A 26,501-nucleotide genomic window follows, 5' to 3' on the forward strand; every position below is an offset into this window, starting at 1 on the left:
AGCTTGAGACCGGTACGCAACAGAAGGTTCGCATCCGACTTTGCTCAGTATCCACATTGCCGTTTGATATCATCGGCATGACATGCTCATAAAAACCGCAGAAGGCGCGCCTTGCGAAACAGTCACGTCGCGAATGGCTTCTTGGCATTAGATCTGATCTACCTGCGAAACCCAAAACCGCGGCTACCAGTGGCTAACATTGGTGCTGCCCGATCCAGCGCCAGTTGGCTCCGAGAAAAACGCACCGGCGTGCGCAGCCCATCAATACCCTCGGGGTCAATCCGCATGCTGCGGGCCACGATCTGTGGCTCGTTCAACGCCTCCGCGACCGTATTGATCGGGCCGGCAGGCACCCCGCATTCGGTGAGCCGTTCGATCAAAGACGCTTTCGTGTGATGAGCGGTGCGTTCCGCAATCAGGCGACAGAGCGTATCCCGGTGCCGAACCCGGGCGGGGTTTGTCGCGTATCGCGTGTCGCCAGCCGCCTCGGGCATATCCAGCACCTCGCAGAGTTTGCGGAACTGCCGGTCATTGCCGCAGGCAATAATCAAATGCCCCTCTTGGGTCGGAAACACCTGATAGGGTACGATGTTGGGGTGCGCATTGCCGAGCCGCTTGGGGGCGGCATCGCCCAAGAGGTAATTACTCGCCTGATTGGCCAGAACGCCAACCCCACAATCCAGCAGCGACAGATCGACATGTTGCCCCTGCCCCGACCGCGCACGCTCGGCCAGCGCCGCCTGAATGCCGATCACGCCGTAAAGCCCGGTAAAGACATCCACCCATGCCACGCCGACTTTCTGGGGCGCACCGTCTGGCTCGCCTGTCAGGTCCATGATCCCGCACATGCCTTGGATCAGGAAATCATAACCCGCCTCCTTGGCACGTGGTCCGTCCTGACCAAAGCCACTGACTGAGGCATAAACCAGACCCGGGTTCTCAGCTGCCACTGACGCGTAGTCCAAGCCAAACTTGACCAGCCCCCCGACTTTGAAGTTCTCGATCACCACATCGGCCTCCGCGATCAGCGCTTTCAGTTCCGCCAGATCCGCGAGATTGGTGAAGTCGCAGGTCAGTGAGGTCTTGCCACGATTTGCCGATTGGAAATAAGCCGATACCGTTTCGGTGCTGCCATCGGGCCGGATCCGTTCAATGAACGGCGGGCCCCAACGTCGGGTATCGTCGCCCTCCGGGGCTTCGACCTTGATTACCTCCGCCCCGAGATCCGCGAGCGTTTGCCCGATCCAAGGCCCTGCGAGAATTCGCGCCAGTTCGACGACCTTGAGCCCGGCCAGAGGCGCCAACCCAGACATCAGGTGCGAGGCTCGGAATGGATGTGGGACAGGGATGGCATGATTTTAGCCCTACTCATCTTGAGGTGTATTTCATTGCCGATCACTCTTTTGCGGGGCAGAGATCACAGGTTCTGCTCCACGATCCGCCATGCGTTTTCGGCTCGCACACGGGCGAGATGGCCCAGTTTCAACGCCTTTTGCGACGCGGCATTGCCGTCGAGCCCGCGCTTGTAGACCCCTTGAATGATCGCGGCACTGCGGAAGAAGGAAAACACCACAAAAAACAAATGGTTCGACACATTGTCGCGCCCTGAGTACCTGCAGTAAAGATCAAGAAACTCCTGTTCGGTCGGAATCCCCAAGGCCTCGAAGTCCAGCCCCTTGAACTGCCCCGTGGGCAGGTTGTCGGCGTGATAATTCGCGCAGACATACCCCAGATCGGCGAGCGGGTGGCCCAGCGTGCAAAGCTCCCAATCCAGCAGCGCAGTTACCTCGGGCGTGCCGTCGCGCACGATCGCATTTCCAGGGCGGAAGTCGCCATGTACGATCGCGGCCTCGTCATCGGCAGGCAGATTGGCTGGCAGCCATTCCATCAGCTTGTCCATCGCCATGATGGTCTCGGTTTCTGTCGCTTTGTATTGCTTGGTCCAGCGGGCGACCTGACGCGACAGATATCCTTCGGGACGGCCGAAATCACCCAACCCCACAGCCTCGGGCTTGACCGCATGCAAGTCAGCCAAAGCCTTGATGAAGCTTTCGTAAAAGGCACGGCGCTCAGACGGGGTCAATCCCGGCAGGCTGGGATCGTGAAAGACCCGACCTTCGACCATTTCCATCACGTAAAAATCAGTGCCGATCACCGATGGATCAGTGCAGAGATGCAGCATCTTCGGCACCGGGACCGGCGTGTCGCGCAGGGCATCCATCACCCGGTATTCGCGATCAACGGCATGGGCAGAAGGCAGTAGCGTGCCCGGGGGTTTCTTGCGCAGGACGTATTTGCGCCCACCGGCGGACAGTTGATAGGTTGGATTGCTTTGGCCCGCATTGAACTGACGCACCTGCAGGTCGCCGGAAAATCTTTCCAGATGATCGGACAGATAGGCCTTCAGCGCGACCTCGTCAAAGCTGAGGGCTTCGCTGACGGTGATAAGGGGGGGGCCACCATTCTCGCTCATTTTGTGCTTCCTTTTGTGACGTGTCCTGTTAGTGCGCCGTTCAGATCCGCGAAACTGCGGCCCTCCCGTGCCATCTCGCGCAGCAATTGCGGCACTTGCCAGAACTGGGGGTCTTCGTTGGCATAAAGCTCGATCCGCCGGATCAGATCCGTAGGACCGAACAGGTCCGCCTGATGCATCGGTCCGCCGCGATGGCGGGGAAAGCCGTAGCCAAACAGCTCGACCGCATCGATATCCACCGGGCGCAGGGCGATGCCCTCTTCGAGCACGCGGACAGCTTCGGCGATCATAGCCGTGAGGCAGCGGGAAACGATCTCTTCGCTGGTGAAGCTGCGCTTGGGCAGGTTCAGAGCGCGGCGCTCCGCTGCAACAATCTCTAATGTTCCGGGGTTGCCACCGTGCTGCTTCCCACCCTCGTAGTTGTAATAGCCCAGCCCGGTCTTTCGACCAAACCAACCCTGATCGCAAATCAGATCAGCAACGCGGGAATAGCGTTCCTCCGTCGGCCGCGTGGCAGCCTTTCGATCGCGGGTCCCCTTGGCGATGTCGAGACCCGCAAGGTCTGACACCGCGAAAGGCCCCATGGCAAAGCCGAAATCCTCCAATGCGCCGTCGATCTCTGTGAAGCTGGCACCGTCGAGCAGCAAATAGTCGGCCGCTCGGCGGTATTGGGTCAGAATGCGATTGCCGATGAAGCCGTCGCAGACCTCTGCGCGCACCGGCACCTTGCCGAGTTTGCGTGCGAAGGCGAAGGCCGAGGCAACACAGTCCGGCGCGGTCTCCTTCGCGACCACCACTTCGATCAGCCGCATGATATGGGCGGGCGAAAAGAAGTGCAGACCGATCACACTTTGGGGCCGATTGGTCGCGGCTGCGATCTCGTTCACATCGAGATAGGAGGTGTTGGTGGCGAGGATCGCGCCGGGTTTGCAGATCGTATCCAGCTTGGTGAAAAGTGCCGTCTTGGCTGACATATCTTCAAAGATCGCCTCGATCACCAGATCGGCCCGGCCTGCGGCATCCAGACTGTCAGCGCAGTCCAGCGCAGCGAGAGCGGCATCATGCGCTTGTTCGGTCAGCTTGCCGCGTTTCAGCGCGCCGGCAAGATTGCTCTCCACCCCGGTACGCGCCTGCGCAACTCGTTCGCTCTGCGCTTCGATCAGGTCGACGTGGTAACCGCCGATGAGCAGGGACGTGGCAATGCCGACCCCCATCGTCCCGCCGCCGATCACGGCGATGCGGTCTATTTGCCGGGGGTGCGCGGCCTTCTCAGGAATATCGACAGTGGCGCGTTCAGCAAAGAACGCATGCACCAGCGCGGCACGTTCCTCTCCCGCCATCAATTCCATGAACAGCGCCCGTTCTTTGGCGAGCCCTTCGTCAATCGGCAGGGTGGCGGCGCAGACGGCCTCCAGTGCTGTGAGCGGTGCTTGCAAGGCAGGGCGCTTAGCCTTCAAGCGCGCTTTTGCGGCCTTCACTGCGGCAAGGTCTTCGGCCACATCGCGCGTATCTGTCCGGCGGGCAGCAAGCTTTCCGGCCAACACGTCGCGCGCGGCGATGATGCCCGCCTCGCGTGGCGCGCCTTCGGCAAGTCGATCCAGAATGCCAAGGTCCAGCGCCTCACGCGCAGACACGTCGCGCCCGGAACAGATGATATCAATCGCCCCTGCCAGCCCAGAGAGCCTCGGCAGTCGCTGCGCGCCCCCGGCGCCGGGCAGCAGCCCCAGCTTCACTTCCGGCAGGCCGATGCGCAAATCCCCGACGCCGACGCGCAGATGGGTGGCCAGTGCCACTTCCAGCGCACCGCCAAAAGCCACACCGTGCAGCGCCGCGATCACTGGCTTTTCGCTGTCATTCAGCGCCTTGAGGATGTGCGGAAGAGTGGGTTGGATATCAGCCTTGCCAAAGTCTTTGATGTCGGCGCCTGCGGAGAAAAAGCGCCCTTCGCCGTAGAGCACGATGGCCCGCACTGCGGGATCTTGTTGCAGCGTTTTGAAGCCCTCATAGATCGCGCTGCGCAGCGCCAGCCCGATGGCGTTGACGGGCGGCTTGGCCAGCCGGATCAACCCGATCTCACCCTCTGTCTCGATGACCACCAATCTGTTGACGTTATCTTTCATGGCCTGTGCCCCTTCCGCGTTCATTTCAACCGTTCGATGATCACGGCAATGCCTTGACCAAATCCGATGCACATCGACAGACAGCCATAGCGCCCGCCGCTGGCTTCAAGCTGTCGAAGCCCAGTGAGCATGAGACGCGCCCCTGACGCACCAAGCGGATGGCCCACGGCGATGGCGCCGCCGTTTGGGTTGAGCCGACTGTCGTCGGGCGAGAGGTCGAGCGCCTTGCAGCAGGCAAGCACCTGCGACGCGAAAGCTTCGTTGATCTCGATCACATCCATTTGCTCAAGGGATAGCCCTGCCCGGCTGAGCGCCTTAGGGATGGCCAGCGCGGGGCCGATGCCCATCACTCGAGGGGCCACACCCGATACAGCCCCGGCGAGGATGCGCCCGCGTGGCGCGGGGCCAAGGCCGTTCTGGCCAATCAGCAAAGCCGCAGCGCCATCATTGATGCCTGACGCATTCGCGGCGGTCACGACACCCGCCGGGTCCAGCGGCCGCAGGCTGGCCATCTTTTCCAGCGTGGTGTCCGGGCGCGGATGCTCGTCCTCGGCCACGGTGGTGACCGCGCCTTTGCGTCCAGCAATCTCAATCGGGATCAACTCGCCGTCGAAGAACCCACCTTTGCGAGCGGTTTCAAAACGGCGCTGGCTGTTGGCGGCAAAAGCGTCGCAGGCCGCGCGTGTCAAACCGTAATCGGCGGCGAGGTTATCGGCCGTTTGCGGCATGCTGTCGCTGCCAAAGGCCGCTTGGAAGCGTGGGTTGGGAAAGGGTTTGCCCGCAGTCGCGTCGTGGATCTCGCCCTGACGCGACCACGCGGTCGCAGACTTCCCCATGACAAAAGGCGCACGGGTCATGCTTTCAACACCGCCTGCAACAAACAGTTCACCCTCACCGACGGTCACCGCCCGCGCCACATCCAGCGCGGCAGACATGCTCGATCCACACAGCCGGTTCACTGTCTGTCCGCCGACCGCTTCCGGCAGGCCGGCGAGCAGTGCCGAGAAACGCGAAATATTGCGGCTGTCCTCGCCGGATTGGCAAACATTCCCAAGCACCACATCCTCGACCCATTCGGCCTGCAAGGTGCTGCGCGACATCAGTGCATTGATGACCTGTGCCATCAGATCATCGGGCCTGATCGCCGCTAGCGCCCCGCCGTGCCGTCCGAAGGGGCTGCGGAGTCCGTCATAGATATAGGCGTCCAACATCTTCTGCTCCTTGCGGTATTGGCTCAGGCCGTGGTGAAACGGCCAGCTTCGGCCATCGCATCGATCGAGGGCATCACTTTGACTTCAAGATATTCCTCCAGCCCAAAGGCACCGCCTTCGCGTCCGTTTCCGGAAAGTTTGAAGCCCCCGAAAGGCGAGCCATAGGCCGCGCCCTGTCCGTTGATCGCCACGACCCCCGCGCGCAACTGGTTGGCCACGCGCTGCGCCCGAGCGGCGCTGCCGGTTTGGACATAGGCTGCAAGGCCGTAGTCGCTGTCATTGGCGATGCGGATGGCGTCTTCTTCGGTTTCAAAGGGGATGATCGAAAGCACGGGGCCAAAGATTTCCTCGCGAGCGATGCGCATGTCGTTGTTCACATCGGCAAAGATAGTCGGCTTGGCGAACCAGCCTTTGGCCAACCCTTCTGGCCGCCCCAGTCCGCCCGCCAAGAGCCGTGCGCCCTCGTCAATGCCAAGCTGGATCATTGACTGCACCCGATTGAACTGCATCTCATCAAAGAGCGGGCCGATATGGCTGCCTTCCTTGGCCGGATCATCCACCACCTGCGCCTCGGCGGTCTGGCGCGCTAGATCGACGACCTTGTCATAGCAACTGCGTTCCACCAACATGCGCGTCGGCGCGTTGCAGCCCTGACCTGTGTTGAGAAAGCAGCGCGTGACCGACGCCGGAACAACCGTTTCCAGATCGGCATCGGCAAAGACCAGATTGGCCGATTTGCCTCCCAATTCCAATGCCACGCGCTTCACGCTCTCGGAACTGTCGCGCGATACCATGGCCCCGGCGCGGGTCGATCCGGTGAAAGACATCATCGCTACATCCGGGTGGCGCGACATGGCGCTGCCCACATCGGCCCCATCACCAAAGACAAGGTTGAACACGCCGGCGGGGTAGCCTGCTTCATGCACGCACTCGGCAAAGATAACCGCCGACAGTGGCGTGTGCTCAGACGGTTTAAGCACGCAGGTCGCCCCGGCGGCAAGCGCCGGCATGACCTTTTGTGCGATCTGGTTAATTGGCCAGTTCCATGGCGTGATCAGACCGCAGACACCGATGGGTTCTTTGCGGATGATATCGCCATTTGGCAGCGTGTATTCTTCCTCATGCACCTCTAGCGCTGCGATATAGGCGGCGGCATGACGCGGCCCGCAGCCGGCTTGCGCGTTGCGCGCCAATGTCATAGGAGCGCCCATCTCCTGACTGATCGCCCGGCCCATGTCGTCAGTGCGGTCTTCCAGCGCCTTTTGCAGCGCGCGCAGATATCCCAGACGTTCGGCCTTGGAGCTCAGCGAAAAGCTGGCAAACGCGCGTGTGGCGGCGGCGACGGCATGGTCAACATCTGCGGCACTGCCCAGAGTGACGGTGCCGAACTGCGCCTCCGTGGCGGGGTTCATAATTGGGAAGGGCTTGCCGCCCTGCCCTGCGACCCACGCGCCGTCGATGTAATGTTTATCGACTGTGATCATGCCGTCCTGATGTCCGTTCACTTGGCTGCAACCTCCAGAAGACCGCGTTCTTCCAGTACCTTGCGGGCATGGCGGAAACATTCCAGCGACTGGGGCACGCCGCAGTAGATGCCGATGATGTGCAAGATCGAACGGATCTCTTCCTTCGTGACGCCGTTGTTGATCGCGCCGTTACAATGGATCTCCCATTCGTGCATCTTGCCCAAAGCGGCCAGCATCACGAGATTGAGCATCGAGCGGGTCTTGAGGTCGATGGTGTCATCGCCCCAGCCAAAGCCCCAGCACCAGGCGGTCATCGCTTCCTGAAACGGCAGCGAAAAGTCATCGGCTGCCGCGAGGTTCTTCTCGACATACTCTGCGCCGACGACCTTCTTGCGTTGCTGAAGGCCCAGTTCGAAAAGTTTCTCGTCCATTTGTCTATTCCTTTTGCTTTGTGCCTGCAGGGGTGGTCAGGCGACCACGCCATCCGCATAGAGTGTGTCAATCTGGTCGTTGCCGTAGCCCAGCTCCGTGAGGATCTGGCGCGTGTGCTGGCCGACGGTGGGGGATTGGGCGCGATCATCGCCCGGAACGAAGGCCGGCAGGCCGGGGATATTCGGCACCGGCCAAGGATCATTGGCACCGGCCTGCTGCAGCCAAGAGAAGACGCCAACAGCCTCGGCCTGCGGATGGTGTACAAGCTCGCGGTAGGTCTGCACGACCTCGTTCTGCAATCCGGCCTTGCTCAGCAGGTCCGACAGTTCCGCCGTTTTCCAGCTTGCGGTGAAGCGGCGCACGTAGTCGTAGAGGAAGTCGATATCCTCCAAGCGTCCGGCAATGGTGTGATACTTCTCGTTGGCCCAAAGATCGTCCAGCTTCAGCAGGTCGCAGAACACCTTGAACTCGCGGTCGCGCACGATGTTGATCTGGATATGCCCATCGCTGGTCTGAAAGGTCCCCGACGGCGCGGTTGAGGCCCGGCGCGGCCCGGTGCGATAGCCGCTAAGCAGGCGCACGGCCTGGATGCTGGCGGCCGCTTCAAGCAGACTCACTTCGATCTTGCGGCCCTCCGCCCCATCGCGTCGGGCGTAAAGTGCAGCGGCCAGTGCCTGTTGCGCATAAAGCCCGGTAGACATGTCGAAATAGCTGACCGGTGTGTGGTGAGGCGTACCGTCGGTGCCGGTGTTTTCTGCAACAAAGCCGCTGAACGCCTGCAACATCGGGTCCATCGCGGGCCGGTCGCGCATGGGGCCGCATTGCCCGAAGCCAGAGACCGACACATAGATCAGCCCCGGATTGAGCGCGCGCAGCCGTTCGTAGCCGTAGCCCAGCCGTTCGGCCACGCCCGGGCGGTAGCCTTCGATAAAGACATCCGCCTGCGCAATCAGTTTGTCGACGATCTCGCCGCTGGGTTCGCTCTTGAGGTTCATCGCCAGGGCCCGCTTGCCGGTGTTGGCAACGATGGAATAGGCCGTGTGATCGCCAAAAACGCCTCCGATCAGGCGGGCCCAATCGCCCCCATGCGGTTCGATCTTGATCACGTCAGCGCCCTGCTGGGCCATCAGCATGCCGCAATAGGGCCCTGCCAGTCCTTGGGAGAGGTCAACGACCTTCAGCCCTTCATATGGTCCTTCATAGCTCATGACCGGTTCCTCTTTTCCAAAACCTCAAACACGCGGGTGAAGTCCGATTGCGGTGGCAGACTGTCTTCAACAAGGTTCCAGACCTCGGCCACGCGTTCGCCCATCAGGTTGGAGGTGCCCGCCTCTTTCACGAACTCGTTGTAGAGGCGGACGTCCTTGTTTAGCAGTTCCGCGAAGAAGCCTGCGTCATAGGTGCCGGGCAGGACGCGATTGGGGAACTTGTCCTCAATGGCCGTATTATTACCGGTCGAGACCTTCACCACGTCGAGGATGGTTTTCATCTCGACCCCATGCGCCAAGCCAAACAACACCGCCTCGGAGGAGGCCGCCATGGCCGTGGCCGACAGGAAGTTGTTCAAAAGCTTCACCGCCTGCCCCTGTCCGGGCGTTTCACCGACATGGAAAGTATTCTTGCTGAACAGATCGAGGATTGCCTGATGCCGCTCCATTTCGGTCTTGGGACCGGACCAGATGATGGTGATCGCAGCCTTGAGCGCGCCTTGCCGCCCGCCGCTGACCGGCGCATCGACATAAGTCATGCCCGCGCCTTCGATGGTGGCGGCGGCCTGTTTTGCGGCGGCGGGGCCGATGGTGGACATGTCGATGATGACCTTGCCCGCGACGTTTGTTAGGGCGGCGATCTCTTCAACGACGGCGTTCACGATCTTTCCGTCGGGCAGTGATAGGAAGACCGTGTCGGCACCCGCAACAACCTCGGCAAGGCTATCTTTGGCGGTGCCGCCCTTAGGGGTTCGGTCCGGCACCCGGTCATAGCACAATACGGGGGTGTTCCCCTTGCAGATGAAGGCGCACATGGGTTCGCCCATTTGGCCCAACCCGATGAAACCGATGGTTTTAGGAGCGCTCATTTCAAACCCTTTCATTGGTGTAAGGCTTCAGTTCCAACCGGGCGATCTGGTTCTGGTGGACCTCATCCGGCCCGTCCGCCAAGCGGATCGCGCGGGCCCGTGCATAGGCGTAGGAGAGACCAAAATCGCTGGAGATACCGGCGGCACCGTGGACTTGGATGGCCCAGTCGATGACCTGTGCGGCCATGCGCGGGGCGACGACTTTGATCATGCCGATGTCTTTGCGGGCCTCTTTGTTTCCGACCTTGTCCATCCGGTCCGCGGCCTTGAGCGTCAGCAAACGCGCCTGATCGATCATAATGCGGGATTCCGCGATCCGCTCGCGCGTCACGCCTTGATCAGACAGGAGCTTGCCGAAGGGCCGCCGCTCAAGCGCACGTTTGCACATCTTCTCAAGGGCCACTTCGGCCTGCCCGATCATGCGCATGCAGTGGTGGATGCGTCCGGGTCCAAGCCGCCCTTGAGCGATCTCAAAGCCGCGCCCTTCGCCCAGCAGGATGTTTTCCGCAGGCACGCGAACATTGTCGTAAATGATCTCACCATGCCCATGCGGCGCATCGGAAAAACCAAAGACAGGGATCATCCGCTTGATCGTCAGGCCCGGTGTGTCACGCGGCACTAGGATCATGCTCTGTTGGCGATAAGGTTCGGCCTCTGGGTCAGTTTTACCCATCACGATGAACAGTTTGCAGCGCGAGTCGCCCGAACCTGAGGTCCACCATTTGCGCCCGTTGATGACGTATTCATCGCCTTCGCGGGTGATGGTCAGGCTGATGTTACGCGCGTCCGAGGACGCGACATCGGGTTCTGTCATGGAAAAGCAGGAGCGGATTTCGCCCGCCAAAAGCGGCTCCATCCACTCTTTCTTCTGCGCCTCGGTGCCAAAACGTTCCAGCGTTTCCATATTCCCGGTATCGGGTGCGGAACAGTTGAACACTTCCGCCGACCAAGGTGCGCGCCCCATGATCTCGCAAAGCGGTGCATATTCGAGGTTGGTCAGTCCGCCACCCCGTCGGCTCTCGGGCAGAAAGAGGTTCCACAACCCGGCCTCGCGGGCCTTGGGTTTGAGCTCTTCGATGATCGGTACGCCGCCCCAGTTTTCCCAGTGCTCGATGCCGTGGCCCATTTCCTGGAGCTGCTGATTGTGAAGCTCCTGATTGGGGTAGATGTGCTCTTCCATGAAGGCGTTGAGCCTGTCGCAGAGGTCTTTCACCTTGGGGCTGTGATCGAAATCCATTGATATTACTCCTTTATTTTCCGGCCCGCGGCCGTTTTCAAGGTGCAAGAGGCCGCGGCCTAAAGTCGGCCGTTGCGCTACCTCCTGCAGCTTGGGTTCAGTTTTTGCTCAGAAACGCGGCCTTATGGCCCGACGATGGTTGTCCCCCCGTCCACGACGATGACCTCGCCGGTGATGAACCGGGCCGATGGTCCGGCCAAGAAAGTCGCCACCCCGCCGATGTCTTCCGGCGCGCCAAGTCGCCGGACCGGGGTCCGCGCAATACGGTCGTCGCGCAGGCTGTCGTTCTCCCAAAGGGCGCGGGCGAAATCGGTCTTGATCAGCCCCGGCATGATGCAGTTGACGGTGATATTCTTCGGCCCCCACTCCACCGCGAGGGATCGCGTGACACCGACATCCGCCGTTTTCGAAATGCCGTAAGCCCCCAGGGTGGCCGAGCCACGCAGCCCGCCGATGGAGGAGACGATGATGAACGCCCCGCCACCCGCTTCGGCCATATGCGGCATGGCGGCGTTGGCGAACCAGATCGCACTGTGGACGTTGGAGGTCATTACTTTGTTGAACGCCTCGTCAGTTAGGTCGGCGAGCGGGCCATAGACCGGGTTCACCGCCGCGTTGGCGACGAAAATGTCCAGACGGCCCCATGTGTCATGGGTCTTGGCCGCCAAGGCTTCACATTCGTCGCGACGCGAGATGTTGCAAGCCACGGCCATCGCCTCGCCCCCGGCATCGCGGATTTCCTGTGCGGCGGCTTCGCAGGCCTCAATCTTGCGGCTGGCGATGGCGACCTTGGCGCCCATGGCGGCAAGGTGGTGCGCGATGGACAGGCCGATCCCTTTGCTGCCGCCAGTCACGATGGCGACCCGGCCTTCAAGCGAGAATGGGTTCTTCATGGGTTTGTCTCCAGTCGGTTGGGTCATGCTGGCGTGTCCTTCATCCGCAATTGCAGACGTTCGCCGGTGTAGGGGTTGGCTTCGGCCACGGCCTCATCGAGTTCGACACCCAATCCCGGCGCAGTTGGCGGGATGACATAGCCGTCTTCCCAGTGGATCGGGGTCTTGAGAATTTCGGCCTGAAAGCCGCCCCATTGCTCGATCCCCTCCATGATGAGGAAGTTCGGGCTACAGGCAGAAACCTGAATGTTCGCCGCACCGACCAGCGGGCCGCAGAACAGATGCGGTGCGATTTGGGCGTGAAAGGCCTCGCCCATGGAAGCGATCTTCTTGGCCTCCAGAATGCCACCGACGCGGCCTAGGTTCATCTGCAGGATCGACGCTGCATTCTGGCGTAGCAGATCGGCGAATTCGTATTTGGTGGTCAGCCGCTCGCCTGTTGCCACGGGGATGCGGGTCCCGGCGGCGACAAGGGCCATGCCAGAGATATTGTCAGGCGGTGTCGGCTCCTCGAACCAGAGCGGATCGTGGGGCTCCAACTTGCGCGCGAGACGCAGTGCGCCCGAGGGGGACATCTCCCCATGTGTGCCAATCAGGATATCGCAGCTTGCGCCCACCGCCTCACGGACACGGGCAGTGTAGCGGTCGGCAAAATCGAGTGTCTCCATCGAAAGTTGGCGGGGATCAAAGGCAGTATATGGCCGCGCCGGATCGAATTTCAGTGCCGTGAATCCTTGGGCGACATATTCCAGTGCCCGCTCTGCCGCAGCGTCCGGATCGTCATAGACCTTCTGGTTCGACGCGGCATCGGGGGCGGCATTAAGATAGGTGTAGCTGCGCAGGCGTTCATGCACTTGCCCGCCGAGCAATTCATAGACCGGCTTGTCGAGCGCCTTGCCGATGATGTCCCACAGGGCCATCTCGATGCCGCTGAAGATGCCCATGACCGTCGGATCCGGACGCTGGGAAAAGCCTGCCGAATAGACCAGTCGGAAGTGGCGTTCGATCTTGAAAGGATCCGTGCCTGCGAAATGGCGCTCGAACATGTCGTCGATCATCGCGGTCAGCGCCTTGGGATGAAACGCCACGCCGTAGATTTCGCCGTAGCCCACTGTGCCGCAATCGGTGGTGACCTTGACGAAGACCCAGTAAGGACCGCCCCGGTGAATGGATTTATTGCCGACCACGAAGGTCTTGATATCCTTGATCTTCATCTTCTTGCTCGCTTCTTGGGTTCGATGTGGGTCATGTCAGGCGATGTCCTCGAGGATCATGTCAGCGGCTTTTTCACCAATCATGATGCAGGCGGCATTGGTGTTGGCCGAAACCAACGTCGGCATAATCGAAGCGTCCGCCACCCGTAGGCCGGTCAGACCATGCACCCTGAGCCGCGGGTCGACCACGGCGCCCGTGTCCACCCCCATGCGGCAGGTGGAACTGGGGTGAAAGATCGACGAGCCATTGGCGCGAACGTAGTCCAGCAGGGCGTCATCGCTGGTCACCTCCTGACCGGGCAACATTTCTTCGCTGATGTAATTGGCCAGCGACGGTTGCGCCGCGACTTTGCGGACCAGTTTCATACCAGCGACCATGGTGTCGCGGTCGGTGGTTGTATCGAGGTAATTTGGCTGGATCGTCGGTTTCGCCCGGTGATCCGGGCCTGTGATCCGCACATGGCCACGGCTTTCCGGGCGCAGCTGGCACATGGTCACGGTGAAGCCTGAAAACGGGTCCAGCGTGCGGCCGCGTTTCTGCGCGCTGTAGCGCAAGAAGTGGAATTGCACATCCGGGGTGGCGCATTCCGGGCGGGTCTTGGCAAAGACGCCGACCTGCCCCGCGCTGAGCGACATCGGGCCGCTGCGGTCCTTTAGCCATTGCAGCGCGACCCCGACCTTGCGCGGCCAGCTGCGGACCTCGTCATTGACGGTGACAGGCTGCGCGCAGCGGTAGGTGCTGCGGCAGGTGTAGTGGTCTTGAAGGTTCTCACCGACCTCTGGCAGATCATGCTCCACATCAACGCCAGCCCTGCGCAGCATCTCGGCGTCACCGATGCCCGAAACCTGTAAGATCTGCGGCGAGTTTATCGCCCCCGCCGCCAGCAGCACTTCGCGCCCGGCGCGCAGGGTTTCGACCTTGCCGCCCTGTTCGACCTCGACCCCAACCACGCGGGTGCCTTCGAGGATCAGACGGCGTACAAGCGTGTCGGTCTGCACATGTAGATTGGGCCGTTTGCGGGCGGGTTTCAGATAGGCTGTCGCTGCACTGCTGCGCCAGCCGTTACGGGTGGTGACCTGAAAGTATCCGGCACCTTCCTGCTCACGACCATTGTAATCGGGATTTGGTGGAATGCCCGCCTCATCCGCCGCGGCGATATAGGCGTCGCACAGCGGGTTCGCACTTGCGCGGCTGACACCGAGCGGGCCGTCGCGACCATGGAATTCCTCGTCGATATCGTCGATCGACGCACCCTCGGCCCGGCGGAAGTAAGGCAACACATCTGCATAGCTCCAACCCGGATTGCCAAGCTGCCGCCAATGATCAAAATCCGCCGCCTGCCCCCGGGCATAGACCAGCCCGTTGATCGAACTGCAGCCGCCCAGCACCTTGCCCCGCGGCCAGTCAAAGCGCCGACCGGCAGATTGCGGCACGTCTTCGGTCTGGTACTGCCAGTTGATGCGCGTGTCATCCATCGTGCGGTAGTAGCCGATGGGAATGTGGATCCAGGGATTTGAATCGCGCGGACCGGCTTCGAGTAGCAGAACACGCAAGCCCGGTTTGGCCGAGAGCCGGTTCGCCAGCACGCAGCCGGTCGAGCCCGCGCCGACGATGATGAAGTCATAAGCCGCGTCGCTCATATCTTGACCACCTTATGTCCAGCCGACAGCGTCTGGGGCGCGAATTCGGCCATGTCCGGGATCTCCCATCCCTGCCCCGGCTGCGCGGCGATCAGTGCCTTGGTGTATTCATGTTGCGGAGCCGTGAAGATGCGGCCAACGCCGCCCCGCTCCACCACTTCGCCGTGTTTCATCACCAGCACTTCGTTGCAGATCTGCGCCGCGACCCGCAGATCATGGGTGATGAAGATGACGGTAAGGCCAAGCCGGTCGCGGATATCGTTGATCAGCTTGAGCACCTCGCGCTGGATCGACACATCCAGCGCCGACACCGCTTCATCCGCAATCAGCACCTTTGGATTAACCACAAGTGCGCGTGCGATGCACAGGCGCTGGCGCTGCCCGCCTGAGAACTGGCTGGGATAGCGGTGAACGGAATATTTTGGCATCTGCACGATTTCGAGCAGTTCATAAACTCGCTTCCACGCTTCTTCGCGCGGCATTCCGAAATTGATCGCGCCTTGGATCAACTGGCTGCCGATGGTGCGGCGCGGATTGAGCGAGCCATAGGGGTCCTGAAAGACGATTTGAATGTCCTTGCGGTGGCGGCGCAACTCGGCAGCGGTCTTGCTGGCAAAGTCCACACCCGAGATGTTGATTGCCCCGCTGTCGGGGTCAATGAGACGCATCAGACAGCGCACCAGCGTGGTCTTGCCCGAACCGGATTCGCCCACAATGCCCAGTGTCTCGCCCCGGCGCACCTGAAAGGAAATATCGTTCACGGCGGCGACGGTCCGGCTTTTCTTGAACATGCCGCCCGAGGTGTGAAAGGTCTTCATCAGCCCCTGCACGTCAACGACAACAGGGTTTTCCGAGATCGTCATCTCCCGGTCTTCGGCACGGCGCGGCACCGCGTCGATCAACGCACGGGTGTAGGGATGTTGCGGATTGTTGAGCACCTCGTCGGCGGTGCCCTGCTCTACGATCTGGCCGTGGCGCATGACGACCACACGGTCGGCGATCTCGGCCACCACGCCGAAGTCATGGGTGATGAACATGATGCCGGCGTCGTGTTTGGCGTTGAGCTGTTTCAGCAGATGCAGGATTTGCTTTTGCGTCGTGACATCCAGCGCGGTGGTCGGCTCGTCCGCGATCAGGAGTTTGGGGTCGAGCGCCAGCGCCATGGCGATCATGATCCGCTGCCGCTGGCCACCTGAGAGCTGGTGTGGGTATGAGTTGAACAGCCGCTCGGGGTCCGGAAGCCGCACCTCATCCAGCAGCTTCAACGTGCGCTCACGCCGCTCTGCCGCATCAAAGGACCGGTGGACGCGCAAGACCTCTTCGATCTGGTTGCCGACGGTATAGGCCGGGTTGAGGGCGGTCATCGGCTCCTGAAAGATCATCGCCATACGGTCGCCGCGAAGCTTGTTATGCTCGCTTTCGCTGAGTTTCAGAACATCGCGTCCGTCAAACTCGATCTCCCCCCCGGTCACCTTCAGGCTGGAGGCCAAGAGCCCCATCGTGGCCAGCGACGTGATCGACTTGCCGGAGCCGGATTCACCCACAACGCAGAGGATTTCCTTGGGCCGGACGTCAAAGGTCAGGTTCTCGACCGCGTTGGCGCGTTCCACCTGAACCGGCAAGGCCACCGTGAGGTTGCGGATCGAAAGAATTGGCTTGGTCGAATTGGTCATGTGCTCACCGATCTTGCCAGAGTGTTTCATCAGATTGCCCATCAGCTGCGGTCCTCCGGGGCGGTCACGTCGCGCAGCCCATCGCCGAGCAGGTTGATGGCCAGCACCAACATAAAGAGCGCAGTCCCCGGCACGGCGATCAGCCACCCGTCAAAGAACATCAGCCCCTTGGCGTCCGAGATCATCAGCCCCCAACTTGGTGTGGGCGGCTGCACCCCCAACCCGAGGAAGGACAGCGCCGCTTCGAGCAGGATGGCGTGGGCCATCTCAAGGGTGGCGATCACGATGATATGGTTAGAGATATTGGGCAGGACATCACTGAAAAGGATACGCGGTGTGGAACTTCCCAAAGCCTGCGCCGAGGCCACGAAATCCAGCCCCCGCACCTGCTGGGTCGCACTGCGCACCACCACCGCGAAACGGTCCCAGATCAAAAGGCCAATCACCCAGATCACCACCGTCAGCGAAGACCCGACAATGCTGATGACAGCCAGAGCCACCAGCACCACTGGCATCGACAGGCGCGTGGTGATGATGAAGTTGATCACCATATCCACCCGGCCGCCGAAATAACCGGCACAGATGCCCAGGATGGTGCCGATCACACCCGAAATCAGCATGGCGGAGAAGCCGATCATCAGCGAGATCCGCGCGCCATACATCAGACGGGAAAGGTAGTCGCGGCCCAGATGGTCTGTGCCAAGGATATGGTCCCAAGTTGTTTTCGGGCTGTCAAACCAGACCGGCGGGATCAGCTTGCGCGACAGCATCTGCGCATAGGGATCATGCGGTGCAATCAGCGGGGCAAGAAGGGCCACCAGAACAATAACCGCGATGACAAACCCGCCGAGCATTAGGCCACGATGGGTCTTCGCGTGTTGGAACATCATTTGCCGTGGGGAGCGAACGATCGCCTCGCTGGGCATCGTGGGGGCGTTGTTTTGCAGCGTGCTCATATCATCCGATCCTAATCCGCGGGTCCAGCCAAGCGTTCAGAACGTCGGCGAGGAAGGTGAGTGCGATGTAAAAAAAGCTGAGAACCAGCACGATGGCCTGCATCATCGGCAGGTCCGCCCGTTGGATCGACTCCCAAGCCAAGAAGCCAAGGCCGTTGATCGCAAAGATCGTCTCGATCACGATGGACCCGCCCAGCATGAAGCCGAATTGCACGGCCGCCAGTGATACCACCGGGATGATTGCGTTGCGCAGCGCATGTTTGAACATCAGCGAGAAGCGACTGACCCCCTTGGCGCGGGCAGTCCGAATGTAGTCGGAACGCAGGACTTCCAGCATTCCTGCTCGGGTCAGGCGCATGACGCCCGGTGTGATGTAGTAGCCAAGGGCAATGGAGGGCATGACGAAATGCAGCCAGGTATCGCTGCCAGAGACCGGCAGGATGCGCCAGTTGATGGCAAACCACAGCATCATCGTCAGCGCGAACCAGAAGCTGGGCATCGCCTGCCCCACCACGGCCACGGTCAGGGCAAATCGGTCAAACAGACTGTTGGGTCGGATCGCGGCCAACACCCCCAAGGGGATCGAGAGGACCAGCGCAAAGACAAGTGCGCTCAGCCCAAGTGTCATGGTGGTGGGCAGGCGTTGGAAGATCTCATCTGCAACCGGCTGGTTGAGGTAATGCGACTGGCCCAAGTCCCCCTGCAACGCCCCGGTCAGCCAGTTGAAGTACTGGACCGGGATAGGTTTGTCGTAGCCATAAGCCTCGCGAATGGTCTGTAGGTCCTCTTGGGTGGCGCTTTCGCCCGCAAGGGCAATGGCCGGATCCCCCGAAAGGAAATTGAGCGAAAAGGTGAGCGACGACACGGTCAAAGCGACGAGTAGAGCCGTCGATATTCGCCTGAGAAGGAATGCAAGCACCGGTCAACCTCGATTGTTAATGCTGTGGATATTGGGTTTGCCCCGTCTGCGGATACCCAGGTTCTGGGTACCCGCAGGTTTGGGGGCGCCTTAATGGGGCGAAGCCCATACGGCTCCGCCCTCAAGCGGCGTGTTACTTCCAGCTCGCCTCATAGAGACGGGGGATCTCATCCGCGGTGGGCGTGAAGTTGAGATCATTGGAGAACACGTAGTATTTGGCGTAGGTGAACATCGGCAGCCAATAGACTTCTTCGGCGATGATATTCAGCGCCTCTTGATAGGCCTCTTTGCGCACTTCGGGATCGACCGAGGTATCACCGCGCGCCAGCGCTTCGGCAGTACGCGGATCCTTGGCCGGATCATCGCTGCTGCCCGAGAAGAAATGGCTGGTGATCGCCGCGACATCAGGGATCGAACTTGAACCCCAAGTCATGTGGTTCACCGGGGTCTCGCCGTTCTGAACTTTTTCAAGCAGCGAGCTGTACTGCAGCCAGTTCAGATTGGCCTGAATGCCAACCGCCGCAAGGTCGCCGATCACCGCTTCGGTGAACTCGCGCTCCCGATAGCCATAAAGGTCGAACTTGAAACCGTCCGGGTATCCCGCCTCAGCCAACAGCTCTTTGGCCTTTTCCGGGTTATAGTCATAGTGCGGCACATCCTGAGAACAGGCAAACTGCTCAGGGTGGCAGGCGGAATGGATGGCGACAGAGGCCGGGCCGACCAGTTCTTTTGCAATGGCTTCGCGGTTGATGGCATGGGCAAAAGCGGCGCGGACCTTTTGATCTGTAAAGTAGTCCTGACCAGAACTGCCATCGACGTCAAAGGCGAGATAAGAAATCCGCAGCGTCTTTTCGTTGACCACCTGCACCTGTCCGCTTTCCTCAAGGCGCAGAGCCTGCTCTTTCGGCACGTCCCATGCCCAATCGAGCCCGCCTGTCATTAGTTCGGCCAGTTGCGTGTTCGACTCGCCAATTGTCCGGAAGTTGATGTTGCCAATTTGAGGAGTGCCTTTCGGCCCGTCGGCAAAATACTGGTCATTCTTCCCCCAGTTGACGTATTTACCTGTTCTCACATCACTGACCGTATAGGGGCCCGTCCCGATTGGCGTCACCTTCGACAGATCCCGAGTGCCATCTGCACCGATTGTTGAATTTTCGTAGTAGCCTTCGGGCATGATCGAGATTTCATTCGCCAGATAGGCAAAGGCGTTCGGGAAAGGCTGAACCAATTCCAGACGAACCTTGTACTGATCGATCTTGGTCGCGCCTTTCATCCAGTTGACGACAGACTGTGCAGGAACGCCATTGGCTTCGTCCGCCAAAAAATTGATCGTATAGACAACGTCATCCGCATCAAAGGTACTGCCATCGTGGAAGACGACGCCCTCACGCAGATCGAACTCGACCTCAGTGTTGCTTTTCCACTCCCACGAGGTGGCCAACAGCGGGTCAAACTCGCCGGTCTCATTGTTGAAAAGGACAAGGCCGTCCCACCCCATATGCCCCATGATGACGAGTTCACGGGTCACGCTGAAATAGGGGTCGACAACGGCGACTTCCTTGTCGGTGGCCCAATTCAATGTGTCATCCGCCTTACCGGCCATCGCCGGCATGGCGGTGCTGGCCAAAAGGCTCGCAGAAAGCGCAAGGTACATCGGTCTCATCAGCGGTCTCCTCCCAGAGATATATTGGCACTCATTCCTACCGAAAGCTGCCTCCCTGCAGCTCCCGATTTGTGCCTGTGCGACCGCCTGATATTTATCTGACCGGTCGATCTGATAGAAACTTTGCTTAGGGCTGGGCATAAAGCAAATTCTAAATTAGCATCACATCATAACAAAACCTGATGGGGTCGGATTTCATGCTACGTTTCAACATTCGGCAGATCGAAGCGTTTCGCGCAGTGATTGAAACTGGAAATATGACGCAAGCGGGCGAAGTGCTTGGCGTCACCCAGCCCGCCATCAGCCGCCTGATCCGCGACCTTGAAGAAGAGTATGGTCTACAGCTGTTTGCCCGTCATGCCGGCCGCATCGACCCGACCAAGGATGCTATTGCTCTCCATGCGGAAGTCGAACGCTGTTATGGAGAACTGGAACAGATGGTCAAGTTCGCCACTGAACTCGGCGCTCACCGCAAAAAGAGACTGCGCCTCGCCTCTACCGTCGGGCATTCGTATTTTTTTCTCCCCGAGGTCATCAAGACTTTTCACGCGCGCTGGCCAGATGTGGTGATCAGCTTGGTTAGCGGGCCATCGCCTGAGGTCGTCGAACATGTGGAAAAAGGCAGATGCGACATCGGGTTGGCGCTTTTGCCGCTTAATGTCCACGGTGTGGCCATCAAGACGATGCCCGAGACCAACCTTGTCTGTGTAATGCCAAAGGACCACGCTCTGGCCAAATTGAACTCCGTTGCGCCGCAGGATCTCAAAGAGACCCCTCTGCTACTGATTTCGGAGAGCAGCCTAATGCGAAAGCGACTGCTGAAAGCGTTCAACGAGGCAAATGTCACGCCAAACGTCATTCTGGACTCCACCTACACAGGCCCAATCTGCAGCTTGGTCGCGAGCGGGATGGGCGTGTCGATCATGGACATTCTGACAGCAGACGCCTATTCGAACCTTGAGATCGAAATACGTCCCTTCAGCCCCAGTATACCCTGTGAATTGAAGCTGGTGCTACCCGAGTCGCAGGTGCTGGCGCCGCCCGCGCAAGCGTTCGTGGAGATACTGATGGAAAGTGCCCGCTGAGCGGGCGCGATTACCGCCTTTATAGGTCTAAGCCCGCCTTTCGCGCCACCTCGATCCTGCCCGCCAGATTACCCGCAATAGAAGATAATCCGTTGCCGCAGCATCGTTAACGCCTATCGCCCGTTTCCGGTCCTTAGCGGCCCTTCGTGGTGAGCGCGGCAAAGGTCCGCTTGGAGCCCATAGTCACAGAGGAAGGCCTGTGAGATATTGGTAAAGTCCTGAAGGCTTGAGGGTAATATGGCAGATGAAATTACGGCTACCTGCCTCTGTGGCGAGGCACGACTGATATGTGGCCGTCCATTGGGAACGGGCAGCTATTGCCACTGCACGGATTGTCGTAAATCCACTGGCGCTGCATTCAGTGTCGCCGTCCCTTTCGAAGCAAGCGGCTTTCAAGTCATGTCCGGTAGAATTAGTTCGTTCACTAAGGTTTCGGACGCGGGAAGAGAGTTAACCCGTAACTTTTGCCTCGGATGCGGTGCTCCACTATTCGGAACATCTAAACACCTTCCCCAAACCGTTTTTGTGAAAGCTGGTGTGATTGACGATCAATCCTATGTTCTACCAACACACGAGAGCTGGTGTCAGTCAAAGGTCGAATGGTCGAATGGTCGAATGGTCGAATGGTCGAATGGTCGATGATAGGGCTTGATCTACCTGCGCACCTATATGGAAAACTTAGCTGATCTTTTCCGCCATTCCGCCGCATTTTGCGCGATTTTTCACGTTTATTCTTCGCCGAACACGCACCGGGCCAATATTGCACGACAGGCGGAACGAGCGGAGAGTCCTGTTGATCACCGAACTGAAATTTATTCCAGAAACCTGGAAGCGGATGCCGAGCGAGATGCACGCGCGAAACTTCCTGGAAGGTATCATATGGTCGACTGGCAGGCACTGTCCGCATTGTGGGTCGATAGGCAACTCGGCGCTAAGCGGCCGGACCTGCCGACCGGGCTCTTCCAGTGCCGAGACTGCTGGCTCCAGTTACGGTCACCACGCTCACCCCGATGCACGGCATTGAGCTCGATCTGCATATCTGTATCTGCTCGATGTTCCTTATGCTAACATCGAGAAAGGGCATCTCCTCGGTCGTGATGGCACGGCTGCTCGGGGTGAACCAGAAGACCGCCTGGAAGATGGGGACACGACATCAGGGAAATGATGGACGAGTGCAACGCCGAGCTACTGCCATTAAAGGACATCGTCGAGGTGGACGAGGCATATGTCGGGGGAGCCCCGAAATCCCTTTCAGGGGCCTACTATCCACGCGGCAAGGGCACCGGTAAGCCGATGATTTTCGTAGCAGCCTCTCGGGACGGGCAAGCGCGCGTCAAGGCCGTTTCTGATGACAAAAGGGCAACGCTCGAGCCGGTTCTCTTGGAATGGTTTGCCCCGGGGACAACGAGGCTAATGGCCGATGGAAGCAAGAGCTACCGGGGCCTGGGAAAAACCATGGCCGACCACCAGTATGTGATCCACAGCCAGAAAGAATATGCCAACCCGGAAACCGGCACCCACGCGAACACGGTCGACGCGGAGATCTCCCAGATGCAGCGTGCTCTGTTCGGCATCTACCACAACATGGGGCGACAGCACCTCCAGCGATACCTCGACGAGATCGTCTGGCGGTGAAACCATCGCGACCCCGTCCGGGAAGTGGTCAAGCAATGGACCACGAAAGCCGGTGCAGGGCGGTAGAAATCTACGACGATCTGGGAGCCGATCCCGGCGTTCGACCAGATCCGCGTCTTGCTTCGGGGAACTGCCGATAAGCAACTCCGGCGCTCGAAGGAATACGGGCCATGCTGGCAGTGATGGCTGCCCTATGCACTGTTGGTCGAGATATCCCGATAAGCGTGTCAGAGAATCGAAGCGCGGTGTCGGCGTCGAGCCTTTTAACAACATTTGCGAGAGACCTTCTTTTCTTCAGTCGACACGTTAACTTTATCGCGAGCGCCCCGTTGAGCACCTTGACGGCATACTACAGAAGATATTCTGTCCCTTTTCAGGGGGCTGACTTGCCGGAAAAGATAGAACATCATGACCTGCCGGGCTGGTCCGGTCGCAAATCCCGCCTTATGGAGCCGAGCACCCGGTCTAAAGGCGGGACGCGCCGTCTTGTCTCGCGATGGCTGCCTCCGTTCGTCGGCGGCGTCGTCGCATTGGCGTTGATCTTCTGGCTCTATCGCGACCTCGACTTCGGTCGCTTTGTGGAAGGGCTCGGCGCGGCCCATGCCGGCTGGATCGCGATGCTGGGGCTGACGATCCTGCTCGAGCAACTCGTCAACGGCTGGAAGTGGCGGCAGATCTTGCATGACGTCAAGCCGGTGCGGACACTGCGGCTGACCAGCGCGCTGCTCGCGGGTTACGGCGCCAATGTGCTGGTGCCGCTCGGGATCAGCCCGCTGGTGCGCTCCTGGCTGATCGCGCGGATGGAGGACCTGAAGATGGGCACGGTGCTGACCACCACGGTCCTCGCGCGGTTCATCGACGGTGTCGTCTTCGCGCTTTTCGCCGGGCTGGTGGCGATGGCGGGAAAGATGCCGCAGATCGCGGGCAACCTCGAGCTCGGCCTCGCCGTCGCCGGCGCGTTGAACTTCGCACTTTTCGGCACTCTCCTCTGGGCGATGTTCCGGTTCCGCGCGCTCTTCGCGCGCGAGGGGCCGCTGATCTGCCGGCTCTTCGACTGGGTGGCGAAGTGGTTCCGCGCGAACGGCGCCGCCCTGCGCGGATCGCTTTGCGACGGCGTGGTGTGGCCGCAAAGCCGTTGGCATCGGCTGAACGTTCTGATCGGCGCGGTGGCGGCCAAGCTGGTCTCGGCCACACATTACCTCTGGGCGGGGCTGGCTGTGGGCGTGGTTCTGGCGCCGTTCGACTATCTCTTCCTGATGGTCTTCGCCGGCTTCTCGCTGGTGCTCTCGCGTTTCGTGCGGGTGCCCGGCGGCTTCGTCATCGGCTCGGCGCTGGCCTTCGATCTCCTCGGCGTGCCAGAGGAACAGGCCTTGCTGATGATCCTGTTCAACTGGATGATGTCGATTATCCTCGTCGTGGGAGTCGGGCTCATCGTGCTTTGGCAATCGGGCATCGACATCCGCCGCGCGCGCATTGAGGCGGAGGCCGCCGATATCCGTGTCTGAAGCCGCCCCCCATCCCGGCGAGCGTGGCCGCTTCTGGCGCATCGCCGGCGCCGGCGCCGCGTTTCAGGCCGGCGCCTCGGCGATCGATTCCGCGACCATCGTGGCGAGCCTTGTTTTCCAGCTGACCGGCAGCGCCTTTGCCGTGGGCTTCGCCAGCGCCGTGCTGCGCCTGGGCTGGCTTCTGCCGCAGCTCGTCGTGGGCTTTCTTGCCGAGCGGGCCGAGCGGCGGATGCCGTTCTACGTCTTCGGCGCCTATGGCCGGGCGCTCATGGCCGGGTTGATCGCGCTTTTGCTTTGGTTCGGTGGCGGCCTGTCCCCGGCCCTTCTGGGGGTGGCGTTCCTGGCGCTCTGGACGGTCTACGCCTTCGTGAGCGGCGTCGTTGCCGTGCCCTACAATGATATCGTCGGGCGTTCGATCCGCTCCGAGGCGCGCAGCCGGATGCTGGCCTGGCGGTTCTTCGGCGGCGGGATCTTCGCTCTTGGCGTCGCGGCCTTCGTCAGCCTCAGCCTCGACATCCTCCCGAACCTTCAGGCCTATGCTTTGATCTTTGGGCTCGCGGCGATGCTCCTGATCCTGTCATCGACGCTCTTCGTCTCGGCCGGAGAGCCGCCCATGCCGCCGCGCCAGGACGGGCAAGAGACACCCGGGGACGTGCGCTCGTTTCTCAGGGGCGGCTGGCATGTTCTGAGCAGCGATGGCCGCTTCCGCCTTTTTCTTTATTCGCAATGGCTGGGGGGCGCGACGCTGATGGCGCTGCCCTTCTACGTCGTCGCGGCGGACAAAAGCGGCGTCACACCGGCGGATGTGGGACTGCTGCTTGGCGCGCAGACCGCCGGCGCTCTTGCCTCGAACCCGGTCTGGGGCAAGCTCGGCGACAGCGCGGGCAAACTTCGAATGCTGCAAACCGTCGCGGCCATCAGATTGCTGCCGCCACTGATCGTCCTTGTCCTGCTCGGGCTGGGGGCGGGCGTTGTCGGCTACATGGCGTTGTTCGTGGTGATCGGCGCGATGATGAACGGCGTGACCATCGGCTATCTCGGCTATTTGATGGAGATCTCTCCCGACGATCGCCGCCCCGCCTATTCCGCCTATTTCAACGCCATGGCCTCGCCCGCGGCGCTGCTGCCGCTCTTTGGCGCAGGGCTCGTCTCGCTGGTCTCGATCCAGGCGGTGTTCGTCGCCGCCATCCTCGCCGCGCTGCTGCAACTGGTGCTGCTTCTGCGCATATCTAAACTTGCGCCGAATGGAACCCGATGATCGCCTTCCGCCGTTTCCTCAAGCGCCTGTGGCTGCCGATTATTCTGCGGAGCTGGCCGCTGGCGCGGCTCTGGTATCGCGGCTGGGGCTTGCAGCTTGATGGTCATCCAGACGACGAGGTCTGGTATTTCGCCTTCGGCGCCAACATGAACGACAGCGTTTTTCTGGACCGGCGGAAGATGACGCCCCTGGAATGGCGCGTCGGCCGCCTGCCGGGCTATCGGCTGCGCTTCAACCTGCACGGGCGGCCCAAGGGATTGTCCGCCCCGGCCAATATCGCGCCGGACCCGGAGACGGAGGTCTGGGGCGTGCTCTACCGCATGACCCGCCGCGACATGGTCTGGCTGCACTCGACCGAAGGCGTGCCGGGCTGGCGATACTATCCTGTCTGGCTCGATGTCGAGGATCGTGAGGGCAACAGGCTCCGCACCTTCAGCCTGATCGCCGACGGGTTGCCCGAGGACGGCAATCCGTCGCTGCGCTATATCACTTTGATCCGCGAGGGGGCCGTCCAGCACGGTTTGCCTGAACCCTGGATCGAGAAGCTGAACGCCGTCCGGCACGCCGAGGTCATGCGTTAGTCGGAATCGGAACAAGGATGATTGTAGACTTGGGTTGTGCTCCAAGCCGAAGGAGCTAAGACGCTGCCTCCCACAGTCATCCTGACCGATGGAGAGGACTTCGATGTAATCGAAAGGCCGGAAACCCCAAGGAAACTTCCGTCAGGAGAAGAAAGCCCCGCCCCTCTCACGATACCGACGCATGCGAGCCAGCAGGGTAAGCGACTGGTCGGCTTTTCTGTCCTTACAGAAGGCAACTTGAACAACAATCACTTCTATCTGCTTGATGTCTGGGCAGCCTTTCCCGAAGATTGCATCGGAGGCGCTAATATCGCCGTCGCAGCATCCCGCTCACTCACGGTCTACTGGGAATCGGCCAATCATGTAGTCACTGATTTGGATGGGGAGAAGAGATGCGCTGCACGAGGTGCTCGCATTGTGGAGCCATCAGCTCTCGGGCGAGCGACATGTGCCGCAGTCATT

At 60.6% G+C, this 26,501-nt stretch carries 21 protein-coding genes and 1 pseudogene; 6 read left to right on the top strand and 16 right to left on the bottom strand.

Features of this window, described 5'->3' with window-relative positions; genetic code table 11:
- Nucleotides 1-158: 158 nt before the first annotated feature.
- The 16 genes from R1T45_RS19080 to R1T45_RS19155 form a co-directional block, all read right to left on the bottom strand.
- Nucleotides 159-1,313: a CaiB/BaiF CoA-transferase family protein gene (locus R1T45_RS19080; RefSeq protein ID WP_317389920.1), complete on the bottom strand. Its 1,155-nt coding sequence runs from the start codon at nt 1,311-1,313 to the stop codon at nt 159-161.
- Between the two features lie 104 nt (nt 1,314-1,417).
- Nucleotides 1,418-2,473, bottom strand: a complete 1,056-nt coding sequence (locus tag R1T45_RS19085) for a phosphotransferase family protein (protein WP_317389921.1) — start codon at nt 2,471-2,473, stop codon at nt 1,418-1,420.
- On the bottom strand, nt 2,470-4,593 hold the full coding sequence (locus tag R1T45_RS19090; RefSeq protein WP_317389922.1) for a 3-hydroxyacyl-CoA dehydrogenase NAD-binding domain-containing protein: 2,124 nt from the start codon (nt 4,591-4,593) through the stop codon (nt 2,470-2,472). Before R1T45_RS19090 ends, R1T45_RS19085 begins: the two co-directional genes overlap by 4 nt.
- 20 nt (nt 4,594-4,613) lie before the next feature.
- Nucleotides 4,614-5,804, bottom strand: a complete 1,191-nt coding sequence (locus R1T45_RS19095; protein WP_317389923.1) for an acetyl-CoA C-acyltransferase — start codon at nt 5,802-5,804, stop codon at nt 4,614-4,616.
- A gap of 23 nt (nt 5,805-5,827) precedes the next feature.
- Complete coding sequence (locus R1T45_RS19100; RefSeq protein WP_317389924.1) at nt 5,828-7,288, bottom strand: aldehyde dehydrogenase family protein; 1,461 nt, start codon at nt 7,286-7,288, stop codon at nt 5,828-5,830.
- Nucleotides 7,289-7,305: 17 nt separating this feature from the next.
- The gene (locus R1T45_RS19105; RefSeq protein WP_067627552.1) at nt 7,306-7,701 is read right to left on the bottom strand and encodes a carboxymuconolactone decarboxylase family protein; all 396 of its coding nucleotides are present in this window, start codon (nt 7,699-7,701) and stop codon (nt 7,306-7,308) included.
- Between the two features lie 36 nt (nt 7,702-7,737).
- Nucleotides 7,738-8,910 (bottom strand): CoA transferase, encoded by a 1,173-nt coding sequence (locus R1T45_RS19110; protein WP_317389925.1) that lies wholly within the window; start codon nt 8,908-8,910, stop codon nt 7,738-7,740.
- Nucleotides 8,907-9,779 carry an NAD(P)-dependent oxidoreductase gene (locus tag R1T45_RS19115; RefSeq protein WP_317389926.1) on the bottom strand — a complete coding sequence of 291 codons (873 nt, stop codon included), beginning with the start codon at nt 9,777-9,779 and terminating at the stop codon, nt 8,907-8,909. Before R1T45_RS19115 ends, R1T45_RS19110 begins: the two co-directional genes overlap by 4 nt.
- Before the next feature lies 1 nt (nt 9,780).
- The gene (locus R1T45_RS19120) at nt 9,781-11,016 is read right to left on the bottom strand and encodes an acyl-CoA dehydrogenase family protein (RefSeq protein ID WP_317389927.1); all 1,236 of its coding nucleotides are present in this window, start codon (nt 11,014-11,016) and stop codon (nt 9,781-9,783) included.
- Nucleotides 11,017-11,138: 122 nt separating this feature from the next.
- Nucleotides 11,139-11,936, bottom strand: a complete 798-nt coding sequence (locus tag R1T45_RS19125) for an SDR family oxidoreductase (protein ID WP_317389928.1) — start codon at nt 11,934-11,936, stop codon at nt 11,139-11,141.
- The gene (locus R1T45_RS19130) at nt 11,933-13,123 is read right to left on the bottom strand and encodes a mandelate racemase/muconate lactonizing enzyme family protein (protein ID WP_317389929.1); all 1,191 of its coding nucleotides are present in this window, start codon (nt 13,121-13,123) and stop codon (nt 11,933-11,935) included. The genes R1T45_RS19125 and R1T45_RS19130 overlap by 4 nt, the downstream gene beginning before the upstream one ends.
- Before the next feature lie 36 nt (nt 13,124-13,159).
- A complete protein-coding gene (locus R1T45_RS19135; protein WP_317389930.1) occupies nt 13,160-14,764 on the bottom strand; it encodes a choline dehydrogenase in 1,605 nt (534 codons plus the stop codon).
- Entirely contained in the window at nt 14,761-16,479 is a 1,719-nt protein-coding gene (locus tag R1T45_RS19140; RefSeq protein ID WP_348429706.1) for an ABC transporter ATP-binding protein, read from the bottom strand. Before R1T45_RS19140 ends, R1T45_RS19135 begins: the two co-directional genes overlap by 4 nt.
- Nucleotides 16,479-17,393: an ABC transporter permease gene (locus tag R1T45_RS19145; RefSeq protein ID WP_317389931.1), complete on the bottom strand. Its 915-nt coding sequence runs from the start codon at nt 17,391-17,393 to the stop codon at nt 16,479-16,481. Before R1T45_RS19145 ends, R1T45_RS19140 begins: the two co-directional genes overlap by 1 nt.
- A gap of 1 nt (nt 17,394) precedes the next feature.
- Nucleotides 17,395-18,312, bottom strand: a complete 918-nt coding sequence (locus R1T45_RS19150; protein WP_317389932.1) for an ABC transporter permease — start codon at nt 18,310-18,312, stop codon at nt 17,395-17,397.
- A gap of 133 nt (nt 18,313-18,445) precedes the next feature.
- Nucleotides 18,446-19,975, bottom strand: a complete 1,530-nt coding sequence (locus R1T45_RS19155; RefSeq protein WP_317389933.1) for an ABC transporter substrate-binding protein — start codon at nt 19,973-19,975, stop codon at nt 18,446-18,448.
- 197 nt (nt 19,976-20,172) lie between these two features.
- On the opposite strand from R1T45_RS19155, the gene R1T45_RS19160 reads away from it, so the two are divergent.
- From R1T45_RS19160 to R1T45_RS19185, 6 genes and pseudogenes are all read left to right on the top strand, one after another.
- Nucleotides 20,173-21,060, top strand: coding sequence for a LysR substrate-binding domain-containing protein (locus tag R1T45_RS19160; protein WP_165935566.1), 888 nt, complete (start codon nt 20,173-20,175; stop codon nt 21,058-21,060).
- 237 nt (nt 21,061-21,297) lie between these two features.
- Complete coding sequence (locus R1T45_RS21035) at nt 21,298-21,702, top strand: GFA family protein (protein ID WP_411041349.1); 405 nt, start codon at nt 21,298-21,300, stop codon at nt 21,700-21,702.
- A 193-nt stretch (nt 21,703-21,895) separates the two neighbouring features.
- Nucleotides 21,896-22,878: pseudogene (locus tag R1T45_RS21040) on the top strand (IS1595 family transposase).
- A 203-nt stretch (nt 22,879-23,081) separates the two neighbouring features.
- The gene (locus R1T45_RS19175; protein WP_165935565.1) at nt 23,082-24,200 is read left to right on the top strand and encodes a lysylphosphatidylglycerol synthase transmembrane domain-containing protein; all 1,119 of its coding nucleotides are present in this window, start codon (nt 23,082-23,084) and stop codon (nt 24,198-24,200) included.
- Nucleotides 24,193-25,458: an MFS transporter gene (locus R1T45_RS19180; RefSeq protein WP_317389934.1), complete on the top strand. Its 1,266-nt coding sequence runs from the start codon at nt 24,193-24,195 to the stop codon at nt 25,456-25,458. The genes R1T45_RS19175 and R1T45_RS19180 overlap by 8 nt, the downstream gene beginning before the upstream one ends.
- Nucleotides 25,455-26,039 (top strand): gamma-glutamylcyclotransferase family protein, encoded by a 585-nt coding sequence (locus R1T45_RS19185; protein ID WP_317389935.1) that lies wholly within the window; start codon nt 25,455-25,457, stop codon nt 26,037-26,039. The genes R1T45_RS19180 and R1T45_RS19185 overlap by 4 nt, the downstream gene beginning before the upstream one ends.
- Nucleotides 26,040-26,501 lie beyond the last annotated feature (462 nt).

Source organism: Sulfitobacter sp. LC.270.F.C4, assembly GCF_032922545.1.
Lineage (GTDB): Bacteria > Pseudomonadota > Alphaproteobacteria > Rhodobacterales > Rhodobacteraceae > Sulfitobacter > Sulfitobacter profundi.